This window comes from Bremerella sp. P1, from assembly GCF_028748185.1.
Taxonomy (GTDB): domain Bacteria; phylum Planctomycetota; class Planctomycetia; order Pirellulales; family Pirellulaceae; genus Bremerella.
Genome location: NZ_CP118164.1, coordinates 6,459,381 through 6,484,098, shown reverse-complemented (window position 1 = coordinate 6,484,098; position 24,718 = coordinate 6,459,381). Strand labels below are relative to the sequence as shown.

The following is a 24,718-nucleotide window of genomic DNA, read 5'->3' as shown; positions in this document are numbered from 1 at the left end:
TTTTCACTGACCGGAACGGTTGCCATGAGAAAACATATTCAATCCGCCAAGACTCTTTCGCGTCGTCGTTTCCTGCAAGGATGCGGTGTTGCGCTAAGTTTGCCGTGGATGCCGTCGCTTGCCCCAAGAGTTGCCAGGGCGGCCGAAGCCAGCGGTCCACCGGTGCGTTCTGCGTTTCTGTACTTTCCTAATGGGGTCTGGGAGAAAGATTGGATCCCGAAAGAGTCGGGCGACAATTACGAGCTCACCCCATCGCTGAAGCCACTGGCAGACGTGCGTAAGGATGTACTTGTATTGACGGGGCTCGATAAGAAGCACAGTCACGGTGGAGATGGTCACTACGCGAAGACGGCAAACTTCCTGACTGGTATGCCGGTTACCAAGACAACCGGCAAGGATATCAGTAGCGGGGGAATCTCGGTCGACCAGTTGATGGCCCAGCATACCGGCCAGTTCACTCCCCTGCCCTCGCTGGAGCTCGGGACCGAACCGGTGATTAGCGGAATTGATAGCAACGTCGGTTATACGAGACTGTATGGTTCGCACATCTCGTGGCAATCTCCGACTCGACCAGTGGCCAAGGAGATCAATCCACGTCTCGTCTACGAACGCTTGTTCGGGAAGACGCTAACTCCCGATTCCGCCAAGGCAGAGTCTTATCGTAACTTACTAGACTATGTGTTGGAGGATGCGCGGCGTCTCCGCCCCAAGCTTGGTCGTGACGACCAATTTAAGATGGACGAATACCTCGATTCGGTCCGGGCAGTGGAAAAGCGAATCGAGTTCGCGACCAAGGGGGAAAATGGTGACTGGCAACCAGACGTGGATGATCATGTTCTAGCCGCGTCTCGTCCTGGCGTGCCTGGTGACTTTCGCGAACATATTTCCATCATGCTGGATCTGATCGTTCTAGCGTTTCAGACGGATTCCACACGTGTTGCGTCGCTGATGTTTGCCAACGACGTATCTGGCAGAAACTTTTCTTTCCTTGACGGCGTTCGTGGTGGGCATCACGAGCTGTCGCACCATGAAAATAAGAAGGAAAAGATCGAACAGTATCAACGCATCAATCGTTGGCACGTCGAACAGTTTGCCCAAATGTTAACTAAGCTGCGAAGCATCAAGGAAGGTGACGGGACCCTGCTGGACAATTGCATGATCCTGTTCGGTTCCAGTATGTCGGACGGAAACCGCCACGATCCGGATAACCTCCCGATTCTCTTGGGAGGTCGTGGTGGACAAAGCTTGAACTCAGGACGTCACCTGCCAGCCGAAGGTCAGGTGCCGCTATGCAATCTTTACCATGCGATGCTCGATCGCATGGGAGTCGAAGTGGAAGCATTCGGAGATAGCACGGGGCCGTTGAAGGACTTGGCCTAACTATTTCTCGGAATGGTCTTGCAGCAGCTTGGTGATAGCGCCCATCAAGACCTGTTCCGATCGGCCAGATACGCGCGAGGCGGTGCGGCTCGTTTCGTAGCCACCTTCTCCGTAAGAGACCTCGGTGCCAATGTAGCCTGGGGCGTAGTCGCCATACGCGGCCATGGCGACAAACAGATCAGGCCGAAGCTTTTGAGCCGCCAGCTGATATTCGACGAATAACTCGCCTGGCATGTGTAGGATTCTTGCATCACCGATGGCCAGGCACTGAATCGCGATGGCGTCGCCTGCTTCGTGACGGCGCAGCCACGCCAATTCGCGAGCGGCACGGAAGTGGGTCAAACGATCGAGCTCCTTATTCTCTAGCTCGCGAATTGCCTCTTCTTTCTGAATGAAAGGAGATAGCGGAAGAAGCACATCGACAGATTCCATGGTCACATCTTCCGCGTGGATTGGTTGCTTCTCGGTGGCTTCCCAGGCATGCTGCATCCCGTCTTCGACTCGCTTGGCCAATACCGCGCGATTCGCTCTTGCGCCATCGTTCCATTTGCCCGCCCCAATATTGCCACCGGCGCCATTGAAGTGAATATGGAACGTGTCGGTCTTCTCTTCGCGGGCATTACGGGCCATGCCAGGGAAATCTGGATTGGCGAGACCCGTTCGGTAGTAGCTTTGCGGGTGGGTCGCGTAGTAGGTCATCACCGCCAAAGGGCGGTCGTCATTCCAAAAGCTGATTGCCTTGCACAATGGATCGATTGTCCCAATCGGCTGTGCGCGAACGACTGGGTCTTTGGTCGCCGTATATCGGACATACTTCACCTTACCGTCCGGTCCAAGGATTCGACGGTTAGAGGCAACCTTTTCAATCTCTGCCTGCCCGGTCCCGATGTGCGTTACCGTTTCCAAGGTTGTGAGCGACTGCTTCGCCGCAGTTGCCGCTTTGGTTTGGATCTCTTCGATGAACTTCAGATCGAACATGTCGTAGTCTAAGTCGAACTCATCAAAGACGGCCTGAGTGGTTGCGTCACAGCGGGGAGCATCGTGCTGGTGAATTGCATGAATCACGACATACTTTGGTTCGGTGTCGACCGCTTCGGCAATAGCTTGTTTAAAACCCTTTTGCGAATCGCTTGATACGCCAAGCCAGTCGACCGAGCAAAGGACGTACGTATCTCGTCCTTGCAGAATGATGCCCCGGAAAGAGAGTGGCATTTGGATCCCCTTGGCTGGATCGTACGCGAGAGGGCTTCCAACTGGCGGGGATGCGTCGACTTTGAATGTCGCAACCTTTAAGGCCTCGGCGTGTAGGCCGGTCAGCGGAATTGCGGCAAACGCAAGGGTCAGTAGAAGGATCATCAAAACGGAAGGAGTTCTGGCGAGTGTCATGGAAAAGATCCTTGAAACCAGGTCAGCAAAAGTGTGCTTGTTATCTGTAGGAATGTTCAAAGGTCATTTGGAATCAGTAATGTAGTTCAGGAGGTCAGACATGGCCTGCGGATCGATCACCTTTTCGAGGCCTTCTGGCATCAACGAGACGCCCGTGCTTCTGAGTTGGTCGATATCGATCCGAAGAATGGTTTCTGACTTATTATCTGCTTGAACAAGCGTAATGCTCGTGGCTGTCTCGTTCGTGATGACCCCGGAAATGGTTCGTCCGTCGCTCGTCAGGCAGAGGTAGTTCATGTATTGTGGATTGACTTCCGCGTTGGGATTCAAGACGTTTACCAGAATTGCCTCGGCTCCTCGGTTCTTCATAGCGGCTAGGTTCGGACCGATGGGATGCCCTTCGCCATTGAGCTGATGGCAGGCCGTACAGTGCTTGTTGAACACGTTTCTGCCCCGGTCTTTATCTCCCGCCATCGTGAGTGACGAGCGATACGCTTGGACAATATCGGCTCTATCGGAATTGGTTTGGCGATTCATGAGCGAGTCAATCTGCTTACGACGTTCTTCCGAAAGGAGCGGTTTTAGTTTTGCCAATTGCGGTAAGTCGATGTCAGCCGCTGGAATCGAGTTGTCGTGGATCGCATCCAGAAGAATGCCAACCCAACTTGTTCTCGTACTGAGAAGCTGTGCGGCCTTTGTCCGCATTCCAGGTGCCATGCTTGGCCAGTGAGTAACGATCAATGTTGCTACTTGAGGGTCATCGAATCGCCGCATTGCTCTCAAGGATGCGTCCTGAATTGCCAGCGGCTGAGAAGGTTCTAACAACCCACCAAAGATCGTCGAATCCAACTTGCCAAAGGGAAGGACATCGATGGCACGGAGGCGTTCTTCTAACGGGGAATCACGCTTCTTTAAGGTGGCCTGGGCTTGATCGATCATCTTCTGGATAACGGCTTCTGACTCACCACGGGTGGCTTTGGCCAACTGTTGGGCTAAAGAACTGCCAGAAGCTGCGTCGAGATGGGTAATCACTAGCTGAAAGACCTCAGGTTGGTCACGACTCAGCTCCGAGAGTAGCTTCGCCACGACCGCAATGTCTTCTGGTCGCTGCTGCTTGCCAATCTGGCGAGCGAGGGATGAAAGCAATTGCTTCGGGCCAGCACGCTGCCCAGCAAGCTCGGCTAGTAATGGCCCAGCGCTTGTTGATAGGGAACTTTGAATAGCGGTGAGGAAATCGTGGTCAGCTCCATCTAAAATGGCAAGTCGCTTAAGCACGTTGACCTTGTCATCATCTGGAAGGTAGCCGGCCGCAAGAGCCAATTGAAACCGGACATGCACATCGGAATCATCGACAAGACTAGTAACCTGTTTTTGCAGTTCCGGAGAGTTCTTCAGTAGCGGTTCGGCAAATCGAACGGCTTGCTGGCGAACACGTGGGTGCTCATCCTTGAGAGCGGCGAGCAATATGTCGGCCGACAGCGTCTTCAAGCCAGCCAGCGCTGTGAGTGAGACGACTCGACCTTCAGGGAGTGATGCACTGGTAACGCTCGTTTCAAGTAGTGGTACCACCGTGAAATCCTGGCGTTCGTAAATGAGCCTGGCGGCCGTTTCGCGGTGCCACGAATTCGGATGATTGAGCAGAGAAATCAATTCAGCGGTCGGCATTTGGGTCATACGAGGCGTTGGTCGCCGCTGGGCGTCGCTGGCGATTACGCGATAGATTCGACCACTATCTCGGCCACTGGTAAGGTCAAGATGCTTCTTGATCATCGGAGGAAGTGACTTGGGGTGTTCGATTACCTCTCGATACATGTCCGCGACATAGAGCGATCCATCCGGAGCGTTGGCATATTGAACGGGGCGAAACCAGATATCGCTGGAGGAAATGAACTCTTCACCTTCATCAATTCGCTGGCCTTGGTAGGCGACTCCGTGTTCGATGAGCTTCTTGCGGTGAATCAGGTTGCTACCGACATCGCCGATAATTGCCATGCCCAGAAATTGCTTCGGCCACGCATCTCCACGGAAGATGGTGGCACCGGTCGCTCCGGTGAAGTAGCCTGCCGGACGCCCTCCCCCTTCGACAATGCCAGGGACAATTTTGTCCGCACGAAGTTTCGTTCGGATAACACGCCACGCTTCAACTGGGCTCGTTCGATAGACTTCGGCCTGCGGGCCATCTTGCGCGATACTCCGCCGAACGGAGGATGCGCTTAGATAAGGATTACGTGCCAGATATCGGTCCTCGAAGACAATCTGCTGCAAATGATCGCTATTGCTGCACGTAAACTTTTCTCCCCAGCTGTTCATACTCATCCCATGCTGACCGCCGCCACTGATCGCGATCATGTCCATGGTGAGCGGATCGATCGAGAAGTCACGTCCCCGCAACGGAATTGGTTCGCCAGTTGGTTTCCCGTCAACGACCTTCTGTACGTTTCCTCCACTTGAACTTGTGACGCCGTGAATACGGTTATCAAGTCCCCACTTGAACGTATTAAGAAGTCCTTGCACGTTTGACTTATTGAAACCAGTAAAGACAACTTGTCGCTCGTCTGCCTTGCCATCCCCATCGGTATCTTTCAGCCAAAGAATATCCGGAGCGGCGCCCACGAGAATGCCTCCGCGTGTACAGCATATAGCGGTCGGCCACGAGAATCCTTCCGCGAAAACGGTACTTTTCTCGTATGTGCCGTCGTCGTTTTCGTCTTCGAGCATTCGTACACGGCCGAGGATTTCGCCGTCGTCTTCGGAATAGCCACGCATCTCGATGACAAACAGACGACCATCGGCATCAAACGCCATGGCGACAGGATCAACCACATTAGGCTCGGCCGCGGCCAACTCGATACGAAAACCATCGGCTAGCTGAAAGCTCTCAATCGCCTCGGTTGGCTGCTTCGGGGGAACGGGCAGCAATTGGTCCTTGTAGTCAGGCTCACCCGCAAAACATGCCAGAGGAAGCAGCAACAGCAGGCCACTAACGACCAAGGTTGGCAACTTGTAGAAGATATAACGTGGTATCATCATGGCGAAGCAGTGGTACGGTAAGGAGACAGTTGAGAAAGTTCGCAGATTGCGAAAGGAAGGAAATGGGGCGAATTGGAAGCAAGCATCGTTGCCGTACCTCGAGTTTAGGAGTTCTCCCTGGAAATGTGAATCACATTTCTCATGTTTTTCGTTGAAACCGCCTTCTTGGTACCTAATCGGGAAATGCGTGGCACCTCGGAATCTTAATGCGTAAAGCATTTAGCTTCACAACCGGATTTGTCCGATGGTGTATGATGGAGCCGCGCTGTTGAGTGCCTGGGATTCACGACCATCGATGTTTAACGAGGAGATAGAGACGATGTCGCTTCACGCCAAGAGGGCCGTTCGTGAAATGCTGGACGATGACATCTATGCATCGAACGATCTTTCGGTTCAGATTCCCAAGTACAAGTTTCCATCGGACGAGAGTGATCCACGGCATGTTTACTCGATCGTTCACGATGAACTGATGCTCGATGGCAATTCGCGGCAAAACCTGGCAACGTTCTGTCAGACATGGGTCGAGCCTGAGGTTCATAAGCTGATGGACGAGTGCATCGACAAGAACATGGTTGATAAGGACGAATATCCTCAAACGGCTGAGATCGAAGCTCGCTGTGTTCACATGCTGGCCGACCTCTGGAACTCTCCGCATGGTGCCGACACGGTTGGGTGTTCGACCACAGGCTCAAGTGAAGCAGCCATGTTGGGTGGTATGGCGATGAAACGTCGCTGGGAGGCCAAGCGCAAGAAGGCAGGCAAATCGATTGATAAGCCCAACCTGATAACCGGACCAGTTCAGATCTGCTGGCACAAGTTTGCTCGATACTGGGATATTGAGCTGCGAGAGATCCCTTTGGAGGGAGATCGCTTCATTATGACGCCGGAAGAAGTCATGAAGCGTTGTGACGAGAATACCATTGGCGTCGTACCGACTCTCGGCGTGACGTTCACGTGTCAATTCGAGCCTGTCCAGGCAGTTTCCGAGGCACTCGATAAATACGAGAAAGAGACCGGGATTGATATTCCGATTCATGTCGATGGGGCGAGCGGTGGATTCCTGGCTCCGTTCTGTGCTCCCGACCTGGTTTGGGACTTTCGTCTGCCACGCGTGAAGTCGATCAACAGTTCGGGACACAAGTTCGGTCTTGCACCACTGGGTGCTGGCTGGATCATCTGGCGTGAGGAAACGGACTTGCCGGAGGATCTCGTATTTTGGGTCAACTACCTCGGGGGTAACATGCGCGACATCGCGCTCAACTTCTCGCGGCCTGGGGGACAGATCGTTTGCCAATACTACAACTTTCTGCGACTCGGCAAGGAAGGTTATCGTCGTATTCACACGGCATGTTACGAGACCGCCCAGTATCTGGCGGCCGAGATTGCCAAGCTGGGACCGTTTGAAATCATCTATGGAGGCGGGATGGATTCTGGTATTCCAGCGCTTTGTTGGCGAATTCGTGAAGGCGTGTCTCCCGGCTTCACGCTGTATGATCTAGCAGACCGACTCCGGGCTCGCGGTTGGCAGGTGCCTGCGTATTCACTTCCAGCCAATCGCCAGGATCTGGCAATTCAACGTATCTTGGTTCGTCATGGTGTGAGTCGCGACTTGGCGGCTCTCTTGCTACAAGACATGAAGCGGGCACTGGAATACTTTGAGCAGCACCCTATTCAAACGCCACTTACCGCGGAAGAAGCGTCTGGATTCCATCACTGATCGATGAGTATGGATCAAGTTGATGATTCACGGGGGATGCCCGAATGCATCGAAGCGAGCGGGCCGTTTCCCTTTAAGACGCATCGCGTGTTCCGACATCCTGGAGGGCTGCTCCAGGATTGGCATTCGCGTCACCACCGTAAGAAGCTACTCCGCCCCGGACCGCTAGGGTTGAAGCTCCTTTCGCGTTTGATCTCGCATGGAGCATGGCTTCCCCAGGAATTGAACTGGTGGATTGGAGTGTTGTTTGCGATCGGTGCGGTGTTTTTCTGCAGCGCGAGCATTCTTTGTTTGCTCGATGTGGGTACATCTGCGGCGAATGTAATTTACTTTCTCGGCTCCGTTCCGTTCACTCTCGCGGCGTACCTGCAGCTGTACCAAGCTGCCAATACAGACCCACTACCTTCAGAGGCGAAGGCCGTAAACAACCAGCCAGCCTTCTTCGGCTGGCGTCCCCACGACATCGGTTGGTTAAGTTGCGCGTCGCAGTTTGCCGGCACCGTATTGTTTAACTTCAATACGTTTGATGCGATGATCCCTTCCCTCTCTTGGTTCGGGCAAGACCTGCTGGTTTGGATTCCCAATTTCATCGGGTCCATTCTCTTTCTGTTTTCAGGCTACCTCGCATTGATCGAAGTATGTCATGCCTATTGGGCTTGGAAACCGAGAGACCTGTCCTGGTGTATTACTTTCACAAACCTGCTGGGGTGCGTTGGTTTCATGATCTCGGCAGTTCTGGCGATTGGGCTGCCCGGCCAGCCCAATCCACTGCGTATGACCTTATCGGTGGCATTTACGCTACAAGGTGCCGTTTGCTTCTTGATAGGGGCATTGTCGATGCTGCCTGAGGCATCTCATGATGTCGATTGATCTGGGACGATCGCTTCGTAGATAGCTAGCGAAAGGAAGTGGGCAGAACAAAAATGAGATTTCTGTAGGCCATTGATCGCCTGATCTGCTAATATGGTTGTGATATGCTTAAGTGCTTGAATACCAAGTGTGCTGAGCGTGTCCTTTCATTTGTCCTACCTCAAAGTGCCCGATTCAGTTATGCGGCATCGCCTCTTATATAGTTTGCCACTGGTGGCGCTCCTATGCGCGACAGCGACGGCTGAAGATCGAATTGATTTCAATCGACAAATCCGCCCGATTCTTTCGGATCGCTGTTTTCAATGTCATGGTCCGGACGAAGAGGAACGCTACGGCGGATTCCGACTCGACGTACGCGAAGGTGCTATTGCGGAAGCCGATTCTGGGAGCATCCCGATCGTTCCCGGAAAACCTGACGAGAGCGAACTTCTCTTACGCGTTGTGACCAATGACGAGTCGCTCCAGATGCCTCCGCCAGATGCCAAAAAACCGCATCTGACAAAGCGAGAGGCAGACCTCATCAAAACATGGATTGAACAAGGTGCTCCCTGGTCGCCACATTGGGCGTTTGTCGCGCCGAAACGACCGGAACTTCCACGTGTTGAGAAGTCGCAGTGGGTTCGCAATCCGATCGATCAGTTCATACTGGCTCGCCTGGAACAAGTAGGGCTGAGACCTTCGCCAGAGGCCGACAAGCGAACACTCATCCGTCGCGTAACGCTCGATCTTATTGGTTTGCCGCCCACGCCTGAGGAAGTTGAGGCATTTGTCAACGACGACTCACCGGATGCGTACGAAACGTTGGTTGATCGACTCTTAGCGTCGCCGCACTACGGCGAACGAATGGCATGGCCGTGGCTTGATGCGGCTCGCTATGCAGATACCAATGGTTACCAGGGCGACCCGGAACGCACGATGTGGCCATGGAGAGATTGGGTGGTGAAGGCCATGAACGACAACATGCCTTTCGACCAGTTCACAATCGATCAACTGGCCGGAGACCAAAGACCCAATGCCACGCATGCTCAGATAATCGCTTCCGGCTTTAATCGGAATCATATGCACAATGGCGAAGGAGGAAGAATTGCGGAGGAGACCCGCGTTGAGAACGTCTTCGATCGAACGGAAACGACAGCCACCGTATGGCTTGGCCTGACCTACACATGTTGTCGCTGCCACACGCATAAATTCGACCCGATTACTCATACCGAGTATTTCGCGTTGTACGATTTCTTTAATCAGACTTCGGAAGGAGGCGGAATTCGCGGAGGCGCTGTCCCGCCTGCGATCGCCCATATCAGTGAAGAGAATCGCGCGAAGTTGAGCGAATACGATCAGCAGATCGCCAGTCTCGACCAGGGGCTGTTACATGATGACACCGCCGCGGACTCGGCCCAGGCTATCTGGGAAGAAGAGCAACGTGCGATTCAGCCATGGACCATTCCGACGTTGATTGATTTCAAGACGAGTGGTCAATCGAAGCTCGTCAAACTGGAAGATGGTTCGCTGCGGGCCGAAGGTGCTCGCCCTAATCAAGATGTCTACACGATCGTAGTCCAAACGGATCGGCAAAACCTGAAGGCAATACGTTTGGAAGCAATTCGGGATGATGTTGCCTCGCCGGCCGGCAGTACCGGCCGAGCCGACAATGGCAACGCCGTGCTCAGCGAGTTCGAAGTGTTTGTACGGCCTTTGAACGCACCAGATGAGAACGAAGTTCCTTTGAAGATCGTGAGTGGCAAGGCGGATCATTCCCAAGTAAGCCATCCAATCGAAGCCGCTTTCGACGGAGAAACAACCGGCGGGGGTGGCTGGGCGACCGAGGGGTTCCGCCGCAAGGAAAGCAATACGGCTATCTTCAATACCAAGGAACCATTCGGGTTTGAAGGTGGTACGGAAATCCGCTTCGTGTTGCGGTGCGAGTCGAAGCACATTGCTCATACGCTTGCCCGCGTCCGGCTCTCAGTCGGCGATGGCGACGGCAAGGAGTCGCCAGCGCCAGAGATCTTGCAGGTACTTAGAAAACCTGCCGAGACGCGTTCGGCAAAAGAAACGAACGAGCTGCGTCGACTATTTCGTAGCAAATATTACCCAGGCAACGGCGCTAACGGGCAGACGTATCAAGAAGTTGCTCGACAGATTCAAAAAGCGGAAACAGATCGTAAGAAGCTACGCGAGTCGCTTGATAAGACCAAAGTGATGGTCATGGATACGCTCGGTAAAGGTCGTGAAACTCGGATTCTCGAGAAGGGACTATACAACAAGCCGATCGGAGACGTGGTGACCGCGGGTGTGCCCGAGGTGCTCCCGGCATTACCAGGCGATGCCCAACGCAATCGTCTGACGCTGGCCAATTGGTTGGTAGACTCGAATAACCCGCTGACCTCGCGTGTGATTGTGAATCGCTATTGGCAATTATTTTTCGGGAAAGGTCTGGTCACGACACCTGAGGATTTCGGTACGCAAGGAAAGCTCCCTTCGCATCCCGATCTGCTTGATTGGCTCGCGGTTGAATTTCAATCGAGCGGATGGGACGTCAAGGCCATGCATCGCCTGATCGTTACCAGCGCGACCTACCGTCAAAGCGCTGACCAAACGCAGGAATTGCGAGAGCATGACCCGCAGAATGTCTTTTTGACTCGGCAGAATCGCTTCCGGCTTCCATCGTGGATGATTCGAGATCAGGCGATGAGCGTCAGTGGATTGGCTTCGCTTGAGATGGGCGGTCCTTCTGTCAAACCGTATCAGCCGGAAGGGATCTGGGCCGAGGCGACGTTTGGTAAGAAGTCGTATAAGCAGGACCATGGAGACGCACTCTATCGTCGTAGTCTCTACGTGTACTGGCGCCGCATTGTAGGGCCAACCATGTTCTTTGATGTGGCAAATCGACAGACGTGCTCCGTCAAGACAGCGATCACGAACACGCCACTCCACGCGCTGACAACACTTAATGATATTGCCTACGTCGAAGCCGCACGGGGTCTGGCAACTCGGGTCATCCAGGACGTCGAACAGCCAGACGATCGAATCGAAGCAATTTACGCGTATCTTTTGTCTCGGCCACCAAGTGAAGAAGAACTGGGCATCGTTCGGCGCCGGCTTGAACTGCTCGAAGCGGAATTCAATGGTGATCCAGAGAAGGCCCAACAGCTTCTGAAGATCGGTGAATCAAAACCGGATGAGTCGATACCAGCGGTTCAGTTGGCCGCCTACACCGCGCTTTGTAATGCTCTTATGAATTTAGACGAGGTCCTCAATCGACCATGAGTACCCACGACATAGCTAGTCCTCAGAAAGACCATGCGATCGTGATGACGCGGCGCCAACTTTTGGGCCGCGCCGGAATCGGCCTGGGTAGTGTTGCGCTGGGGTCGCTATTAGGTGGCGACTCACTGGCCGACACCGGCGGTCAATCATTCTCCTTGCCGCACTTCCCTGCGAAAGTAAAACGGATTATCTATCTGTTTCAAAACGGGGCGCCATCGCACGTCGACTTGTTTGACTACAAGCCGAAGTTGCAGGAGATGCATGGGACGCAGATCCCCGACGAAGTCGTGGGAGGCAAGCGATTCAGCACGATGACTGGAGGCCAGACGGCTCGTCCTTGTCTCGCTCCGATCACCAAGTTCGCCCAGCGTGGCCAAAGTGGGACGTGGATCGCGGAAGACTTCTTGCCGCGTACGGCAGAGATTGTCGACCAGTTATGCTTTGTCAAATCGATGCATACGACCCAGGTCAATCATGCACCGGCGATTACGTTCTTTCTCACAGGGGCCGAGATGGCCGGGCGTCCAAGTATGGGGGCTTGGCTGACCTATGGTCTTGGCTCCGAGACTCAGGAATTACCGGCGTTCGTGGTAATGACCAGCCGCGACAAGGAAGCGTCGTGTGGGCAGATTTTCTACGACTTTTACTGGGGAAGCGGATTTCTTCCCAGTAAATATCAAGGCGTCAAATTCCGTGGTTCCGGCGACCCGGTACTGTACCTCTCGAATCCAACAGGCATCAGCCGGGAAATGCGCCGTGGCTTGTTAGATGATTTGGCTCAATTGAACGGGCTTGCCGCGGAGAAAACTGGCGATCCTGAGATTGCCACGCGCGTCGCGCAGTACGAAATGGCCTACAAGATGCAGGCATCGGTTCCCGAACTGACCGATTTCTCGAAAGAGCCGCAACATATCCTCGATATGTATGGCCCTGATGTGGAGCGGAAAGGATCGTATGCGTACAACTGCCTGATGGCGCGAAGACTCGCCGAGCGTGGTGTCCGCTTCATTCAGTTAATGCACGCAGGCTGGGATCAACACCGAAATCTCAACACGCAATTGAAAATTCAGTCTACCGATACCGATGCCCCCAGCGCGGCGCTCGTCAAAGACCTCCAACAACGCGGGTTGCTAGACGATACGCTGATCATCTGGGGCGGTGAATTTGGCCGGACCCCATTCCTGCAAGGCGCGATATCCGAAACGAAAACTTGGGGTCGTGACCATCATCCGTATGCGTTCTCGTTGTGGATGGCTGGTGGGGGCATTAAGCCAGGGTTTTCTCACGGCGAGTCCGATGAGTTTGGACACAATGCCGTCGTTGATCCTGTGCATGTCCATGATTTGCAGGCGACCATCCTACATCTGCTAGGCATTGATCACGAACGGTTCACCTATCGGTTCCAAGGACGTGATTTCCGACTGACCGATGTTCATGGACACTTGATCAAACCCATCCTGGCGTAGTAACGAACGGATGCCGGGCGGACGCAGGCTACTGCGTGATGGGTTCAACTATCAGCCAATTGATGCACGTATTGCTCCCGCCTTTAGGCGTTCCCAACGTCAGGGTTAATCGCCCGTCTTCAATCGTGACATCGGTGACAAGCTCAGCAAAACTTCCGGATTGCGTGTCTAGATGCTCGGCGATCACTTTTCCCTCGACCTGAAGGTTCTGGCCAACCTGTTCATGCCCCGCGTCTCCGAGGCAGACCGTAACGCGGTACTGGCCTGCTGGCAAAGTGTATTCCCACACATCTTCCCTCCGTGTAAAGACAAATGCGCTGGCCAGCGGTTTGTCATGGGCTCCGCGATCACGGATGTTTTTTGATAGATCTTGCGCCCATCCGTAACCAGTCTTAGTTTGAAACGGCTTGCCCACATCTTTCTGAAAACCAGGGACATCAGGACTGCTACCCGCGGTAAAGTTGATCGCGATCGCGCCGGCACCGAATGGTGCTGCACGATCCGGAATGCCATCGCGAGTCGGGTCTGGCTTCCAGGACTTGCTGCCTGGCGTGTATGGCAGAGGGTCTTTCTCGTCTGGCAATCCGTCCGCATCGGCATCGGTGGGATCGAGTCGCTTCCAATTGGGTGTCGTTTGCTTTGCCAGAACCGTCCAGATTTGTTGGGCCGCCTCGCGACGAGTTGGTGGAATCGACATGTCGTTCAAAGCCGCGACGTCGTAACCTTGCCGGGTGGCATTGGACAAGATCTGTGCGTACCAGCTATCCGTGGTGGGCTTGTTAGCTTCGAATGAAGTGTCCGAGGCTCCCAGCTCTAGGACTCGTCGTAGGGCCAGTTGTTGAATCGCCGCAAACCCAGGCTCAAACGGGTCGACATCGGCAAAAGGCCAGATGGCTAGTGGGGCTCCGTCTTCGGCGTCGAGCAAACCATCCCAGATCTCGGCGAGATGCTTTCGTTGTTTATGAAGCTGGGAAGGACTAATGTCATTCCGAATGGAAACCGCGGCGACTGCTCCACTGGCCTGACCAGCATGAATCGATTGATCGTGCAAGCGACAGGAAGAACTGACAATGCTGGTGTAGCCCAGATTCTTTTGAGCCCCCAGCAAGCCATCCATGCCTGTAGGAACTAAAGCTCGCAAGGGAAAGACTGCCCGGCCGGTACCTTCACGGCCAAAGCGACGATTGCCACGAAAGCTTGCCTCCCAAGGCCCCTTATCGAGCTGATCGGTACGCCACGATCGCTTGGTCGGATGAAAGTCGAGCTCGAACTGCCACGAAAAGACTGCATCAGGAAACATGGTCGTGGCATAGTTCGACCGTGCTTCGAAGCCCAGGACTTCTTGTTCCGTGATGACATGCTCGGCCCTAAGTCGGATACTCTCGCGGATGTACGGTTTCGGCGGCAAATGATTCGCCGTGCCGAATTCAGGGCTGAGCCCCATCTTCCGAAACTTGGGAAACTTTTGCTGCAGGTAGTAGAGGAACTTGAGCGAGTGATTCTGAGCATCCGCGAAAACGATCGACCGCTGAGCTGGCGTCATGGCTGCCAATGGTTTTTGAGATGCTCCCTGTTCCGTTTGTTCCAAAGCCTTGGCGACATCCGCAGTAAAGACATCCAACGGGTAATCAATCGGGGGTGTGTTGAGGAGCAAGACATCCGGGTGATCGATTTGGTCATAGCCATGACCATCGACAAGCCTGCGCGTGGTGTAGGCAAACTTCTCGTCGATCCATCCCCATTGGCCCGTAAAGTAGCGTTCGTCGTAGCCTTCAGGTTGGGGGATTAAGCTGTCCTCTTCATTCTCTTCGACGATCAGGCACCACGTGATTGGATTAACGTCTGTCTTGGGTTCTCCCGATTCGGGAGCGCTGGGTTCGTTGTATTCGCGGCGGGCGTCGATACCAACATCCCACCCTGCCCCAGACTTCTGAATGACATCTCCCCAGTCACTGGCGTCGATTGTCATTTTGGCATTTACAGTCAGATTGGGTTTTCCATCGGTTGATCGGAAGACAACGCCATGCACACGAGCATTGTCCGTCAGTACCGATTCAACCGCGTAATTGGAGTAGCGTTGAATCTGGCCGGCAGCTTCATAGGGAGCTAGCAGCTCTCGGAAGACTTGCTCGGAAACGACGGGACGACTGGTCGTAATAACTCGCGTGTTGCCTGGTCGTCGAACGCCGCCGTACAGTTCGGCGTTCTTTGTTTCTATGGCATCAATGACGTCTCGAAAAATTCCGCTACGAGGAATGGGAACTTTGCCGTTGTATCCGTGTCCACGGTTCTCATCGATCGCTCCCAGTGCCTCGGCGCTAAATTGCCCACCGAGCCATTCAATATCATTGACGAGTACGATTCGCTTGACACCCATGCGAGCCGCTTGAACGGCCGCCGCGCATCCTGATTCGGTTCCACCAACCACCAACAGGTCGGCTTCAACTTCTTCCTGAGCGTGCAAAGTTGGGATCAGGACAACGAGAGAGAGAACGAGAAAACAAGATCGCAGAAGGGAGTGCGTCATGGATGGGTGCTCCGTAGGGATGTACGAAAGCAACCGGCTCTAGCGGATTCGCGAGGCGGGTTGGGATGGGTTGCATGAAGACCTTTATCATAAGAGTCGTCACGCCCGCCCACAAATAAACTTTATGAGAAGTGCTTGGTCATCAAGTCTCGATACGCCAACTGATCATCATGGAGCCGCTGAAACACGGCGTACTTTGATTGATGATATTGTGTCGTTGGCCCTTTTGCCGGCTCGAGAACCGTTTCCGCGGCACTCATGGTGGCCATAGCATCAAGCAAATCGCTCTTTTCGCCAGAGGCCACGGCTCCTAACATCGCACTTCCCAGCAGGACAGACTCGGGCTCCTTGGGTAAAACGACACGGCAACCGGTGATATCGGCGTGCTCGCGAAGAAATACCGGGTTCTTCGTACCGCCGCCACAAGCAAAAATCGTGTCGATGCGATAGCCGGCGCCGTTCATGACTTCGATGATATGTCGAGTTCCGTAGGCGACTGCCTGAATCGTGGCGAGGTAAAGTATGGTCAGATCGTCCAAAGATGCGGAAAGTGAGTGTCCGGTCACCATGCCACGCAGCGTTGGGTCCGCCCATGGAGATCGGTTGCCGTGAAAGTAAGGGCACACATGGAGTTCACGGGTGAGTGAGGCGGGGACTTTGCGATCTTTCGATAGGACTTCCAGTCGTTCGTTCAGCACCTCGTAAATGCTTTTGTTGGCAGCATCGGCAAGTTGATCTAATTCAGGCTTAGCTTGATGACTGTCGATCACAAAGTCGATCAGGGCTCCAGTTGCTGACTGGCCTCCTTCAGTGAGCCACATGCCTGGGATCATGGCCGAAAAGTAAGGTCCCCAGATCCCTTGAATGAATCGTGCGTCCTGCGAAGCCGCCATGTGACAACTTGAGGTACCACCGATCAGTGCGAGGCGACGACCCAATTCCTCGGCATCCGGCGAGCAGCCTTCGAGCGTGGCTCCAATCATCCCAATACCGCCCGCATGGGCATCGATGATAGAAACGCCAACTGCCGTGCCTTCACTCAGGCCTAGTTCCACGGCAGCTTCATGCAAGAGTCCACTCCCCACCGCTTCCCCCATCGGACGAACCTTCGTTCCAATGCGGGCGAAGTTCTCCTCAGCCAAGTCACCCAGACCAATAGATTCAAAGTACTTGGCATCCCAGCGGCCGGTTTCCTCGCCTGAATTCTCGTGCCCCAGGTACGTCCACTTGCAAACGGTGCTACAAAGCGAACGCGTTTCGTCTCCGGTGGCACGATAGGTCAGGTAATCTGGGAGATCGAAGAACTTCGTCGCCCGCTGCCACGTTTGCGGAAGATTCTCTTTGAGCCAAAGAAGCTTCGGGGTTTCCATCTCAGGCGAGATAACGTTGCCGACATACTTTAAAACGTCGTATTCCCCTTCATTGATTCGTGCGGCCTGAGCGGTGGCGCGGTGGTCCATCCAGACGATCACGTTCTGATCGTCGTTGCCATCGGGGCTTACGGTGACCGGTTGACCCTTGTCGTCAGTGGCAACGAGTGAACACGTTGCATCGAAACCAATGCCACGGACCGTAGCGGCATCGATCTCTGCTGTAGCGATGGCTTCACGAACACACTTGCAGACGGCCTGCCAGATGTTCGTGGAAGACTGTTCCACGAAGTGGGCCTTCGGGCGGAACGTCTCGATGGGATGCACGGCCGAAGCAAGCATCACGCCGTGGCCATCGAAAACACCAACTCGAGCGCTGCCGGTACCGACGTCTACCCCAATGAAATGGCTGTCGTTCATGTGGTTATCCCTTTTGATCCCAGCGAGAGCCATCCTTCTTCGTACCGCAAAGGTTGACCTGGATACCCAAAGCCATGGCCATGGCGGCGCGAGTCCAGAATGCTTCGTCCGCTGCCGCGGCATCGTGGGCATAGGCTACCTGGACGTGGTTGGCCTTGTGCTTGGCCATCATTTGGTCGCGGGAAACGCCATACGTGACGCCGTGCATAATCGGCCAAACAGAGGTTGTGGCCTCCAGGCGTCGTTTCGTTTCTGCGGGAGGAAGGGTGATCGACTCGCCACGACCGAGATCCATGTGAAGAGCATTGTTGGCAACGTAAATACGCGACCAGACGATTTCACCGGGACGAGAAACGCCAGACAGCGTTGATCCGCCTTTGGGGAAATACATCGCAGGCTGGCGGTAGCCGTGGCACTGTTCCCATCCGCCAAGGTGTTCGGCAGGCGCAGACCCCGAGATTTCAAAGACCCAGACGTATTCGTTCGTGGTCCCAGACTCATCGAGGCATCCCCAGCGAAGATCATGGAGCGTTGTCTCTACCGGTTGATTCAGAGCCCGATGAATGCGATTGATCATGACTGCATCAAGGCCGGCACATTCGTCGACTTCATTAAAGTGAGGAATCGCCTGCCCGGCGAATAGTTCCTTCGATCCCTCGCGGTCAAACACCGGAGGGCGGCTCGTGCTGTTGAGGGTTCCTTCGACCAAGTCACTGGCAGGCGTCAGATCCTTGAGACCTTGTTGATACTGAATGCCGATCGTTTCACAGCCAAAATGATCGGCCAGTCGAACAGCCGCAACGTACATTCGGCATTGTTCAAGTACTTGGTTGGGCGTTAGTTCTTCGGCGTCGTCCTCTCCGAAATGAAACTGCATCCCTTCTTCTTGGAACCAATGAAATGCCTTCTCGGCGTCCGCGTGGCTTACCTCTTGCATTTCGGCAAAAAGTGCAGACTGGCTCAAACGTTCCTTAAAGACACCCAGTGGGTGCAGAAGATGGTCTGGGATGATTGCGTTAAACATCCCCATGCAACCTTCGTCGAAGACTCCCATGATGGCCTTCTGTTGCCGCAACTCGTCGGCTAGTCGCTTTCCCGTTTCGTTAGCCGATTGGGGAATCCATTCAGGCGCGAGCGTGGCGACATGTTCCGTCGTATGGTGAACCTGACCGGTTTCCAGCCATGTTTTCAGATGGCCGAGGAAGAAGTCGTCGGTGAAAGCTTCACTCCAGAGCGTGGAGTATTCGGCTCCGGCCTTCGTCAATGAACCGTTGAGGTTCAGCATTCCTACCAGACCTGGCCACTGTCCAGACCAGTTGGCGAGGGTCAGGATCGGACCACGATGGCTGAGAAGTCCCGCCAACACATGATGAGAATACTGCCAGACAGCTTCCGCGACGATTAGTGGCGCGTCGGGATCAATGGTACGAAACACTTCCATACCGCGTTTCTGGCTATCGATGAAGCCATGTCCCTCTTCCGTCACCTGGTGAGCACGCTGGAGACGGTAGCCAAGTTTCTCGATCGCGGCTTGCAGCGCTTCTTCGAGAGCTTTTTGAGCAGGCCAACACTTCTGATTTGCGGATAGACGAGAGTCGCCACTGGCGACCAATTGCACGGGGGGCTGCTGGGTAGGCATGAGCTTAGCTTTGGGTGACAGGGATATCGAGCTGATTCAAGATCTCAGCAACTTGTAAACGCTGGGGCGTGCGAAAACTATGAAAAGGTTCGGCCATGAAGTCGTTGCAAATTCCCATCAACGAAAGGCAACACTTGGTCGCCTTGATGTATTTTGAGGCGTATTTGCCGATTTCGTAAATGCGCTGAAAATCGTTAATGCGATCGTGTAATTCTGCCAGTTTGACGTCGTCATTGGCAAGCTTTGCTTCGTAACATTCGACGAACAGCCGGGGCAGGACATTGGCTCCGCCTGCGACCCCGCCATCGCCTCCCAGGGCCATGGCTTCTGGCAGCTTTGCTTCCGGACCGATCATGACCGACCAGTCGGGACGGATGGCTTTAAGCTTCGCGGCGTCTTCGAAGTACGCCATGTCACCGCTGCTATCTTTGAGCCCCACAATTCCGTCCAGGTCAGCAAGTTGCTTGAGTGTTTCGATCTCGAACCACACCTTGGTGAGCTGCGGCATGTTGTAAAGCATCAGCGGCAAGGGAAGCTCAGGCGTGATGTTGCGAACGTAGCTGATCAGTTCGGTTTGCCCCGCTGGGAAGTAATAAGGAGTCGTCAGGACAACCGCAGCTGCCCCTGCCTCGGCAGCATGTTGCGCCAGCGCAACAGACTCCACGAATGCCGTATCGGTGATGCCGACCAGCACAGGAACGCGGCCGTCGACGTGCTGACACGCGGCATCGATTAGTTCTCGGCGTAACCGGTAACTTAGACTCGGGGCTTCACCAGTACTACCGAGAATGAATAGCCCATGTACGCCGCCATCGATCGTATGCTCGATCACGCGTGCCAAGCCATCATGATCCAGTTCATCTCGCCCCATTAATGGTGTTACGAGTGGTGGAATGATTCCGTGAAACGGTTCGTTGGGCGAATTCACTAGGTCGTTACCTTGAGGAATAGAGTTCTCGGTCGCAAGCGTGGGGCTCGTGTTCAGGTTTGTTCATCGGAAGCCGTATCGGTATCGCCAGTCGCATCTTTGGCTACGGCACGTGCAAAGACGTGTGCCAATAACCAGCCGACTAACAGTATCGTAAGCGTTCCGAAGACAATGACTAAGTAGTTGTTGAAGGGACTTGCGATGGTGACCCAGCCATCGGGCCATATTTCGGTACGGGAAAGGGTCATCCATAAAATGACGGCCACACCGAGTATTACCCCCACGACAGCGGCCGCGTTCCCAGCTTTTCGCGAGAGCATTCCCAGCAGGAATAAACCAAGCATGCCTCCACTGAAGATTCCCGCCAGTTGCCACCACGCATCGAGAATGCTTTGAACCTCGATCATGGCAATTGCAGTCGTCGTGCCGATCACGCCCCATGCCATTGTACTAACGTAGAGGACTACCATCGATTCACGCTCGCTGGCATGCGGGCGAATGAAGCGGCGATAGTAGTCTGTCAGCGTCAACGTTGCCGCCCCATTCAGGCTTGTTGAAAGCGTGCTCATGGCCGCAGCAAAGATGGCGGCGACGAGAAGCCCTGAGACACCGGTGGGAAGTCCATCAACAATGAAATAGGGAAAGACACCGTCTCCCTTGCCTTCGGCGATTTCTGCTTGAAGGGATTCAGGCAGAAGGTCTGGTTGAACGTAGTAGTAGGAGAACAGCGCCGTTCCGATCCATAAGAAGATGATCGAGATAGGAACGTATACGAGTGCCCCGATCCAGACCGACTTTCGTGCATCCGCGTCCGATTTTGCGGCGATGTAACGCTGAACGTAACTTTGATCGATGCCAAAGTTCTGCAGATTAATAAACATCCCGTAGATCAACACGACCCAGAAGGTCGGCTGAGAAAGACTGAAGCCCATGGAGCCGAGGCTGAACTTGTCGTGGTTCGTTGCGATCTCGAGCATCTGCGACGCTCCGTCCGGCATCGTCATGGGAAGGATAATGGCACATGCCACTGCGCCAGTTGCCAACACGATGCTTTGCAAGGCATCAGTCCAGATGACCCCTTCGATTCCACCAAGGAGCGTGTAGAGCGTCGTAAGACCGCCTGTTACCAGGATCAGTGCTGGTACATTCCAGCCCAAAAGTTGATGAAGCGGAAGCGCCAAGAGGTACATCACCGAGCCCATCCGTGCGACTTGGGTCAGGAGATAGCAAGTTGCCGCATAGGTTCGAGCCCAAACGCCGAAGCGTTGTTCCAGGTGTTGGTAGGCAGAAACCGCATCTCCTTCGCGATAATAGGGGACGAACCAGATGGTGGCGACCCATGCCGCCAGCGGCAGGGAAAAGCTAAATGCGAGCGCATTCCAGTCGCTGGAAAACGCCTTGCCTGGTAGTGCTAGAAAGCTGATGCTACTAACGTACGTACCGAATATTGAAAGTCCGACGACCCAGCCTGGCATCGAACGGCTGGCGGCCATGTAGCCTTCGGGATTGCGGCTTTTGCGGAAGAACCAGACGCCGAGCCCTACTACCCCGAGAAGGTAAGTCACGAGCACAACGATATCGGCGACGGCAAATTGGTGCACAGGAAGAGCCTCGTTCAAATGCAGAGAGGTTTACGAGCAGCATGGGCCAGAATCTACTGGAATACCACTGGTATCCCAGAGTATGAACGTCCTGAGACTGTGATGCAAGTCCTTTCGTGCTGCGAGCGCGTCGGCGGCATTAGTCAAATCCCCTTCGTTTCTTCAGCAAGGCACTGATTGCCTGCATTTTCAGGCAGTTTATTGATCGAATGTGACTCGATTGTCCGAAGTCGCCCGAAAAGTGCGTGTCATGCGGATGAGTCCGTGTTTTGTTAGAATGTGTTTTGGATAACCAATTTAGCTGGTTTTCCAGGTGCATGTATTCTAAGCGGTTACTGGGTCCTTTTCTCACTTGGAACTTATGGAAAAGATTCCGCGACGCAAGCAAGCGTACCAATATATCCAGCAGCGAATCTTGTCCGGCGACTTACCGGCCGGAACGCAAATTTCCGAACTTGCGCTGGCGAAAGAAATCGGCATGAGTCGAATGCCGATTCGCGAGGCGATTCGGCAGTTGGAAGTCGAGGGGCTCGTGCGACAGGTCCCCCGGTTCGGGACGATTGTTCATTCCTTGGATCGTTCGGAAATGGCTGAGCTCTACGAAGTTCGCGAGGCCTTGGAAAGTCATGCCGCGGAGTTGATTGCCGGGCATCTGAGTAGTGAAGACACCCAGATTCTGTCGTTATTGTGCAATAAGATCTTGCTCGTTGGTCGAGAACTGCGGGACACCAAAGAGAAGATGCTCAGTCCGGAGCTTATGCAAAAGTTCCTGGCGGCGGACATGGGTTTTCACATGGTGATCTTGCGCGCCAGTGGCAACCGCCGGATGATGAAGATTGTTTCCGACCTGCGGGTACTGTCGAGGATCTTCACAGCGCAGCGCGAAACGCACGACCTGAAGATTGTGACAAGCGTCTATCGCTACCATCGTCGCATACTACGAGCGCTTAAGCGTGCGAATGGGGATTTAGCTCGTTCTTGGATGCGGGAACATATTCGCGAAAGCCGCCGCCTTGCGCTTGAATCGTTCGATCGTCGCCAGGCAATGGGAGACGCTCGAAATGCTCTGCCGCTTGCCCTTCCGCAGGACTTGCTCGAAGAAATCAATCAAATTGAAGCGGGCGAGACTTAACGCGGAGTTGCCATTCGAGCATGGTGCTCTTGCAGATATTGATGCAACGCCTTGGTCAACTCGGCTGCCTTCGCCGGTGCGACTTCGCTAAGGTCGATTTGTTCCGACAGATCACGCGAAAGATCGTACAATTCAGCATGATTGTCTTCGGCAAACCAAATTAGCTTGTAGTTGCCTCGACGAATTGCTGACTGCGGTTTCGTTTTGCTGACGGCGAAATCATCAACGCCGATCGTCGTTTTCGCCTTACCATAGCCGCTTTCGGGATGGTAATAAGGAAAGTGCCAAATGAGGTCTCGCTGATCAGCTGGATCGGAATCGGCACTTAACGTGATTGCCTGCCCGTCGACGTCTTCGATATCGCCATCCGCTGCCTGGACGAATGTCGATAGTAGATCATATCCGGCGGTCGGAGAGTCATTTTCTGAACCAGGCTCTGCATGACCGGGCCAACGCACGATCATCGGCACACGGATCCCTCCTTCGTACAGGTTCCACTTCGATCCACGCAAAGGCGCATTGGCTGTGTACTCTGGATGGCCACCGTTGTCGGAGAAGAAAACGACAAGCGTCTCGTCGGATTGGCCACTTGCCTCTATGGATTGCAGGATCTGGCCTACATGGTGATCGAGGGTTTCTAAGAATGCCGCGTACTTGACGCGGTTGGCTCGGTTCTTGGCGTCTGCAGGAATCGTCTTCTCGTAGTGATCGGTCAACCATTTCAGTGGTGTTCTGACAGGCGTATGCACGTAGAATGAGGAAGCCATGACGAAGTAGGGACGATCGTGTGGTTGGCGAATGTATCGGCATACTCGATCCACCATCGAGTCGTCGACAAAGTCACCCTCTTTAACCACATCGGCAGGCGGCTTGCGGCCCCACGAGTAAGGGTGCGCACCAAAGTCCTCTTCGGCGACTTGAAAGCCTTGCTGCTTAGGGCCATGCGTAGGGCTCCATCCCAGGTACCGCCCGTGGTGTTGGTTTAGATGCCACTTTCCAAAGAAGGCCGTTTCGTATCCTAGATCTGACAGCCGCTCGGCGATGGTGCGTTCGGAAAGCGGAAGATTAAGTGTCAGAGGCGGGGCAATAAGCACCGTCGGTGCGTCAACGTTTTGCCTGCCAGGTGCCCCTTTGGTCACGAATTCGAAACCGAGACTCGCGGTTGTCTTACCAGTTAGAAGGCTCGCTCGCGATGCCGAACAAATGGGCGCCGAAGCGTAGGCGCTGGTGAAGCGTGTTCCTCCTTGGGCTAATTGATCGATGTTCGGCGTTCGATGCCAAGAATGGCCATAACAACCGAGATCAGACCATGCCAAGTCATCAGCGAGGATGAAGACAAAGTTCGGTCGAGTTTCCTCTGCGATGGCAAAGTTGGTCCAACAAATGGGCGCCAGGAAGGCAATCAAGAGTGTCTGAAATTGAAGGTACTTCATGGGGCCTACCTGGCGTGGCTATGGTTTTTAAGCCGCTGGGGAAAAATCGAACGTATTGCATCTCAACCATTTCCTTCGACGAAACCCCTAATTTGTCGAGCGTTCTGGTCAGCGCCAAATAAATACTTGATTTCTTTTCAAGTATGCAATAGCCTGGGATCCCAGCGGGATGCTATTATCGCCTCAGATTACAGCTGGGGTCAAATGGTGTTCTTATTGCCTTGTTACTCCCGACGGTTCTGGCGGATCGATTAGACACGTATGATGAAAGGCCTAATCCATAGGGGGTGCCCATCTTTACGCCCTACTCGGGTCGAAACGTCGTTGGTGGTCCGCACCGTGTCGAACTTCGTGCCTTCGACGGGGTTTCCTACCAAGGCCGTGAAATGGAAGTGGAAGAAGGTCGCCCACTTTTCGGTTCGCTGATGACAGAAGTTGACTTGCCTGAAGATTCCGCCATGTTGGAAGCAGTGGTCGAGACTCAAGGAGATAAGCCACAGTTTCTTCTCACGGTTTCGCGGTAACATCATCAAGATTGAATTTCAATTTCCC

Annotated in this window: 15 protein-coding genes; 7 read left to right on the top strand and 8 right to left on the bottom strand. The window is 54.1% G+C overall.

Going from position 1 to position 24,718, the window contains the following annotated elements; translation table 11 throughout:
• Positions 1-24: 24 nt before the first annotated feature.
• Positions 25-1,380 (top strand): DUF1552 domain-containing protein, encoded by a 1,356-nt coding sequence (locus PSR63_RS26230; RefSeq protein ID WP_274329029.1) that lies wholly within the window; start codon positions 25-27, stop codon positions 1,378-1,380.
• Here PSR63_RS26230 and PSR63_RS26225 read toward each other — a convergent pair whose 3' ends face one another.
• On the bottom strand, positions 1,381-2,766 hold the full coding sequence (locus PSR63_RS26225; RefSeq protein ID WP_274329027.1) for a hypothetical protein: 1,386 nt from the start codon (positions 2,764-2,766) through the stop codon (positions 1,381-1,383).
• Between the two features lie 63 nt (positions 2,767-2,829).
• Positions 2,830-5,796: a PVC-type heme-binding CxxCH protein gene (locus tag PSR63_RS26220; RefSeq protein WP_274329025.1), complete on the bottom strand. Its 2,967-nt coding sequence runs from the start codon at positions 5,794-5,796 to the stop codon at positions 2,830-2,832.
• Positions 5,797-6,115: 319 nt separating this feature from the next.
• Here PSR63_RS26220 and PSR63_RS26215 point away from each other — a divergent pair, with 319 nt between their 5' ends.
• The 4 genes from PSR63_RS26215 to PSR63_RS26200 all read left to right on the top strand — a co-directional run bounded on the left by PSR63_RS26215 (position 6,116) and on the right by PSR63_RS26200 (position 13,116).
• Positions 6,116-7,513: a glutamate decarboxylase gene (locus tag PSR63_RS26215; protein WP_274329023.1), complete on the top strand. Its 1,398-nt coding sequence runs from the start codon at positions 6,116-6,118 to the stop codon at positions 7,511-7,513.
• Between the two features lie 240 nt (positions 7,514-7,753).
• The gene (locus tag PSR63_RS26210; RefSeq protein ID WP_274329021.1) at positions 7,754-8,383 is read left to right on the top strand and encodes a hypothetical protein; all 630 of its coding nucleotides are present in this window, start codon (positions 7,754-7,756) and stop codon (positions 8,381-8,383) included.
• Between the two features lie 213 nt (positions 8,384-8,596).
• Positions 8,597-11,650 carry a PSD1 and planctomycete cytochrome C domain-containing protein gene (locus tag PSR63_RS26205; protein WP_274329019.1) on the top strand — a complete coding sequence of 1,018 codons (3,054 nt, stop codon included), beginning with the start codon at positions 8,597-8,599 and terminating at the stop codon, positions 11,648-11,650.
• Positions 11,647-13,116, top strand: coding sequence for a DUF1501 domain-containing protein (locus tag PSR63_RS26200; RefSeq protein ID WP_274329017.1), 1,470 nt, complete (start codon positions 11,647-11,649; stop codon positions 13,114-13,116). Before PSR63_RS26205 ends, PSR63_RS26200 begins: the two co-directional genes overlap by 4 nt.
• 28 nt (positions 13,117-13,144) lie before the next feature.
• Here the strand turns inward: PSR63_RS26200 and PSR63_RS26195 are convergent, their stop codons facing one another.
• The 5 genes from PSR63_RS26195 to PSR63_RS26175 form a co-directional block, all read right to left on the bottom strand.
• Entirely contained in the window at positions 13,145-15,643 is a 2,499-nt protein-coding gene (locus tag PSR63_RS26195) for an FAD-dependent oxidoreductase (RefSeq protein WP_274329015.1), read from the bottom strand.
• Between the two features lie 122 nt (positions 15,644-15,765).
• A complete protein-coding gene (locus tag PSR63_RS26190; protein ID WP_274329013.1) occupies positions 15,766-17,433 on the bottom strand; it encodes an FGGY-family carbohydrate kinase in 1,668 nt (555 codons plus the stop codon).
• 4 nt (positions 17,434-17,437) lie between these two features.
• Positions 17,438-19,072 carry a fucose isomerase gene (locus tag PSR63_RS26185; RefSeq protein WP_274329011.1) on the bottom strand — a complete coding sequence of 545 codons (1,635 nt, stop codon included), beginning with the start codon at positions 19,070-19,072 and terminating at the stop codon, positions 17,438-17,440.
• A gap of 4 nt (positions 19,073-19,076) precedes the next feature.
• The gene (locus PSR63_RS26180) at positions 19,077-20,000 is read right to left on the bottom strand and encodes a dihydrodipicolinate synthase family protein (RefSeq protein ID WP_274329009.1); all 924 of its coding nucleotides are present in this window, start codon (positions 19,998-20,000) and stop codon (positions 19,077-19,079) included.
• 53 nt (positions 20,001-20,053) lie between these two features.
• Complete coding sequence (locus PSR63_RS26175) at positions 20,054-21,601, bottom strand: sodium:solute symporter (RefSeq protein ID WP_274329007.1); 1,548 nt, start codon at positions 21,599-21,601, stop codon at positions 20,054-20,056.
• 361 nt (positions 21,602-21,962) lie between these two features.
• On the opposite strand from PSR63_RS26175, the gene PSR63_RS26170 reads away from it, so the two are divergent.
• Positions 21,963-22,733 (top strand): GntR family transcriptional regulator, encoded by a 771-nt coding sequence (locus PSR63_RS26170; RefSeq protein WP_274329005.1) that lies wholly within the window; start codon positions 21,963-21,965, stop codon positions 22,731-22,733.
• On the opposite strand, the gene PSR63_RS26165 is transcribed toward PSR63_RS26170, so the two are convergent.
• The gene (locus tag PSR63_RS26165; RefSeq protein WP_274329003.1) at positions 22,730-24,166 is read right to left on the bottom strand and encodes a sulfatase; all 1,437 of its coding nucleotides are present in this window, start codon (positions 24,164-24,166) and stop codon (positions 22,730-22,732) included. The two genes, PSR63_RS26170 and PSR63_RS26165, sit on opposite strands and share 4 nt — an antisense overlap.
• A 287-nt stretch (positions 24,167-24,453) precedes the next feature.
• Between PSR63_RS26165 and PSR63_RS26160 the strand changes: the two genes are divergently transcribed.
• Positions 24,454-24,690 (top strand): hypothetical protein, encoded by a 237-nt coding sequence (locus PSR63_RS26160; protein ID WP_274329001.1) that lies wholly within the window; start codon positions 24,454-24,456, stop codon positions 24,688-24,690.
• The last annotated feature ends 28 nt before the right edge of the window (positions 24,691-24,718 follow it).

Bases quoted from the DNA above. Each gene is read 5' to 3' on its own strand.
- PSR63_RS26230 (WP_274329029.1), top strand. From the start codon at position 25: ATGAGAAAACATATTCAATCCGCCAAGACTCTTTCGCGTCGTCGTTTC.
- PSR63_RS26225 (WP_274329027.1), bottom strand. From the start codon at position 2,766: ATGACACTCGCCAGAACTCCTTCCGTTTTGATGATCCTTCTACTGACC.
- PSR63_RS26220 (WP_274329025.1), bottom strand. From the start codon at position 5,796: ATGATGATACCACGTTATATCTTCTACAAGTTGCCAACCTTGGTCGTT.
- PSR63_RS26215 (WP_274329023.1), top strand. From the start codon at position 6,116: ATGTCGCTTCACGCCAAGAGGGCCGTTCGTGAAATGCTGGACGATGAC.
- PSR63_RS26200 (WP_274329017.1), top strand. From the start codon at position 11,647: ATGAGTACCCACGACATAGCTAGTCCTCAGAAAGACCATGCGATCGTG.
- PSR63_RS26195 (WP_274329015.1), bottom strand. From the start codon at position 15,643: ATGACGCACTCCCTTCTGCGATCTTGTTTTCTCGTTCTCTCTCTCGTT.
- PSR63_RS26190 (WP_274329013.1), bottom strand. From the start codon at position 17,433: ATGAACGACAGCCATTTCATTGGGGTAGACGTCGGTACCGGCAGCGCT.
- PSR63_RS26185 (WP_274329011.1), bottom strand. From the start codon at position 19,072: ATGCCTACCCAGCAGCCCCCCGTGCAATTGGTCGCCAGTGGCGACTCT.
- PSR63_RS26170 (WP_274329005.1), top strand. From the start codon at position 21,963: ATGGAAAAGATTCCGCGACGCAAGCAAGCGTACCAATATATCCAGCAG.
- PSR63_RS26165 (WP_274329003.1), bottom strand. From the start codon at position 24,166: ATGAAGTACCTTCAATTTCAGACACTCTTGATTGCCTTCCTGGCGCCC.